At 57.2% G+C, this 4080-nt stretch carries 2 protein-coding genes; one reads left to right on the top strand and one right to left on the bottom strand.

Going from position 1 to position 4080, the window contains the following annotated elements; genetic code table 11:
• The first annotated feature begins 1359 nt into the window (after positions 1-1359).
• Complete coding sequence (gene dctA / locus AAFX91_RS39635) at positions 1360-2694, top strand: C4-dicarboxylate transporter DctA (RefSeq protein ID WP_394570120.1); 1335 nt, start codon at positions 1360-1362, stop codon at positions 2692-2694.
• Between the two features lie 158 nt (positions 2695-2852).
• On the opposite strand, the gene hisC is transcribed toward dctA, so the two are convergent.
• Positions 2853-3944 carry a histidinol-phosphate transaminase gene (gene hisC, locus AAFX91_RS39630; protein WP_394570119.1) on the bottom strand — a complete coding sequence of 364 codons (1092 nt, stop codon included), beginning with the start codon at positions 3942-3944 and terminating at the stop codon, positions 2853-2855.
• Between the last annotated feature and the right edge of the window lie 136 nt (positions 3945-4080).

Raw genomic sequence — 4080 nt, 5'->3', positions numbered from 1 at the left:
GCCTGCGTCCACGATCTTCGAATCATGGTTGCCCATGGATTCAGAATCCTCAGTCAATTACAACTGTAATGCTAGCCTCTTGAACGAAAAACTTCTGGCATTACTCTGCCCAAAGTTGGCTCCGCCGCGCCGTGATGTCCGATTTTGGATCTTTGAACGGCTCGACTCCGATCTCCGGACCGGCTGACCCGACGTGGCCGCCTGGGTGTCGGAATACGATAAGTTCTGCCTTCACGTCTGCCACTACGAAGCGTCCGTTCGACGAGAACTCTGGGGCAGACGTCTCGTCCAGGCGCGGCGGGAGCTCGGCGTAGATGGCCCGGTGAAGGAGCATCGAGGCTGTCGTTTTTAACTGTGCGAAACTACGACGCGAGGCTCGATAACGCCCGAGGGCAGCTTGCATCAAGGTCTTAGGCGCATGTCTCCAAACGTCGATAATGTGGATGCGTACCATCCAAAAAATCAATTTTACCAATGTCGCGGAATGTTGCATTGACAGCACCTGACGCCCGACGAATCACGTCACTGCTTCTGTCGCGCGGCGCGGCTGAAAGGCAGTGCGTTCGCGTCGAAGCGCCTAATGGAAGCAGCAGCATGGCAGATCAATTCGCGAAGGAAATTGTTGCACGAACAAGGAAAACGCTGTCGGCGGCCGCGAGACATCGACCACCACGGAACTGACCTGGTGTGGCATCCAGTCACTGGAGTTGCGGACATCATCTGCGTGGCGCAGTCCTGCGCGATCGACGATTGAGATGAACACGGATGACGCCTGATCGAATCTCAAGTCTATCGGCGACGAACCTGTCCGCGGCGTGGTCGCTGAGAAGGCCTGAACGGGGAGGCGCGTCGTCGTTTCCGGAATGGGCGGGACCGGCGGCGCTTCCATTTATAGGGAGATGCGAAGGCCGCTCCGCCAGTGACCCGATTGCAACTCTGAGCTCAGGATAAGGGCCAAGCTCAAAACGCTGCCCGAGCATTAAATCGCCCGCAAGCAGCTGGTCGATCTCGAGGCCGCGCCCAATCTGGCGCGCGCGAGCGCAAGGTGCGCGTGGCGCTGAACAACGCCTCTGCCTTCGGCGGAACAAACGCGTTTCTGGCATTCAACCAAATACATTTAGGAGAAAGTCTGTCCACAGTCTCGCCGGTTGAACGGCAGCATGGCTTCGGCGCGTGGTGCGCGTCTTGCTTAACGAGAGAAAAACACACGTAACTGCCAGCAAATCGCGCTGCCGGCTGTCGGAGTTCCGACATCGCCGTCTTCAATTGCGCACGGCTGGCATGACAAGGCTCGTCTGATGCCGTCGCCTCTCAACGCGCGGTGGCTCGGTGTTCGAGTTCATATTGGGAAGGAGCGTCATGACCACCATCGCAACTGCCGCACCCGCGCCGGTGTCGAGAACTTGGTACAAAATCCTCTACGTTCAGGTGCTGATCGCGATCCTGATTGGCGTCGTCGTCGGTTGGCTGTGGCCGTCGCTCGCGACCAGCGATTGGGTCAAGGCGCTTGGTGACGGGTTCATCAAGCTGATCAAGTTGGTCATCGCGCCCATCATCTTCTGCACCGGGGTCTCGGGCATTGCGCACATCCAGGATGCGAAAAAGGTCGGCTGGGTCGGCCTCAAGGCGCTGGTCTATTTCGAGATCGTCTCCACTTTTGCCTCGTTGCTCGGCCTTCTGATGGGCAATCTTTTCCAGATCGGCCACGGCCTTGCGGCCAAGCCCGATGCCGCAGCCGTCGCCAACTACGTGGAGCAGGCGGAAGCTTCGAAAACCGTCGATTTCATCCTCAATATCATTCCCGACAGCGTGGTCGGCGCGCTGGCGCGCGGCGACATCCTGCAGGTACTCTTATTTGCCATCCTGTTCGGCTTCTCGCTGATGGCGCTGGGTGAGCGCGGCGAGAAGTTGCGCGGCATGATCGACGACACGGCGCACGCGGTGTTCGGCGTCATCGCTATTGTCATGAAGGCCGCGCCGATCGGCGCGTTCGGCGCCATGGCCTTCACGATCGGCAAGCTCGGACCCTCGGCGCTCGGCAATCTAATCGGCCTAATCGCACTGTTCTACGCCACGGCCGCGCTGTTCGTGGTGGTCGTGCTCGGTCTGATCGCGCGCTCCGTTGGCTTTTCGATCTTCAAGTTTATCGCTTATATCAAAGACGAGCTCTTGCTCTTGCTCGTGCTCGGCACCTCGTCCTCGGAAAGCGCGCTGCCGCAGTTGATGAAGAAGCTTGAGCGGCTCGGCTGCTCCAAGCCCGTGGTCGGGCTCGTGGTGCCGACCGGCTACTCGTTCAACCTCGATGGCACCAACGTCTACATGAGCTTGGCAACGTTATTTATCGCGCAGGCGCTCGGGGTCGATCTTACCTTCGGCCAACAGCTCACGATCCTGATCGTGGCGATGATGACCTCGAAAGGCGCAAGCGGTATCACCGGGGCCGGCTTCATCACGCTCGCGGCGACGCTATCAGCGGTTAATCCGGCGCTAGTGCCTGGCATGGCAATCGTGTTCTCGATCGATAAATTCATGAGCGAGGTGCGCGCCCTTACCAATATCACGGGCAACGGTCTTGCCGCGGTGTTCGTGTCCTGGTGGGAAGGCGAGCTCGATCAAGCCACGCTCCATGCGCGGCTCAACCAGGAAAGCGATCGTTGTCCCTTGTTAACTGCAGTAGGTGCGCGATACCGCTGATCACGAGGCGGTTGTCCCTCGAAAACGGGGCCGTGGCAGTTAAGCGATCGATCCGTCGTCGATTTTCGTCCATCAGTCACAACAGATCTCGGTTATGCCACCCACCGCTCTCATCCCTCGGTGGTGCTATCGCATACGTGACGCGGCACCAGACATTACTACTGCGCGGCGGGCGATATACCCATTTTCGAGCGGCCAGAAATGTCACTGATTGCTGCGAGAATCGCGTCCATTTGCGTTTTTGTGCCGATGCTAACGCGGATACAGTCTTCAAGACCTTCATCAGGGAAAAAGGCAACGAGTATCTTTTGCCTTTCCAAAGCCAGCTGCCACCATCTGCCGTCGTGTCCCGCGGGCACACGGACTAGCAAGAAATTTGCGTCGGAGGGCGTTGCAGACAATCCAAGTTGTGACAGTGCGCTCGCCACTCGTTCTCTTTCCTGCGTGATGTGCCTATGGTTATCTTCGTAGATGGCGCGGTGCGCAAGAACGCTGATGCCCACCGCGTGACCGATCACATTCATGTTGAAGACGTTCTGGATGTTACGAAGCCTTCCGATAAGCTCTGGGTGGCCTAGTCCGAAGCCGACGCGAATGCCAGCGGCGGCGTAGCTCTTCGAAAATGTTCTTAAGATCAGAAGAGTCGGATAGCGGCTTAGGAGGCGTAGGCCATTATCAGGCGCAAAATCGACATACGCCTCGTCCAACACGACTAGACGGTCCGATTCTGCCACAAGGCGTTCGATGTCAGCGATCGGAATGAACGTTCTGGTTGGATTATTCGGATTAGCTACCAGAACGAACTTCGCGGCTTTTTCGCAACCCAACAACAATTGCTCTATAGGCAAGGACTGAGGTTCGTCACATCTGACTTCGAGAAGTTGAGCCCCTTGCAACATAGCAAGTTTGCGATTGAATGAAAAACCTGGAGACAGCATTGCCACGCTCTCGCCCGGGGCAAGAAAGGCTCTGTAGATCAGCCCCAGAATCTCAGATGATCCATTGCCGGCAATCACATGATCCGTCGCTACGCCGTACGCATTGGCAGCTGCTTCCCGCAAGCTGAGGTTGTCATCTTCGGGATAAAGATACTGCCGCTCAAGGGCGATAATTGCACTTTGCCATACGATCGTTGGCAGTGGAAATGGGTTCTCATTGGTATCTAGCTTCACGTAAGTTGCATCCGGCGCAGTCCGGCCGGCCGGCGGAGCATTCAACTGTCTCGCTGTCTGCGAAAGAGAAGACAGCACATTCTACAATTTTGCATCCGACATCGTGTTCTTCCTTTGATTCGCCGGGGACAATCGCGGTTTGAAATGGACCCCGATTGTGGGACCACGTGCTTAGTTGGAAGGGGCTGCTCCGTTTGATAGACGGAGCGCATGA

Source organism: Bradyrhizobium sp. 31Argb (genome assembly GCF_043638955.1).
Classification (GTDB): Bacteria; Pseudomonadota; Alphaproteobacteria; order Rhizobiales; family Xanthobacteraceae; genus Bradyrhizobium.
The sequence above is the reverse complement of the archived record's forward strand: the minus strand, read 5'-3'. Positions and strand labels throughout refer to the sequence as shown.

Coding starts and splice junctions, on each gene's coding strand:
- dctA (WP_394570120.1), top strand. CDS start 1,360: ATGACCACCATCGCAACTGCCGCACCCGCGCCGGTGTCGAGAACTTGG.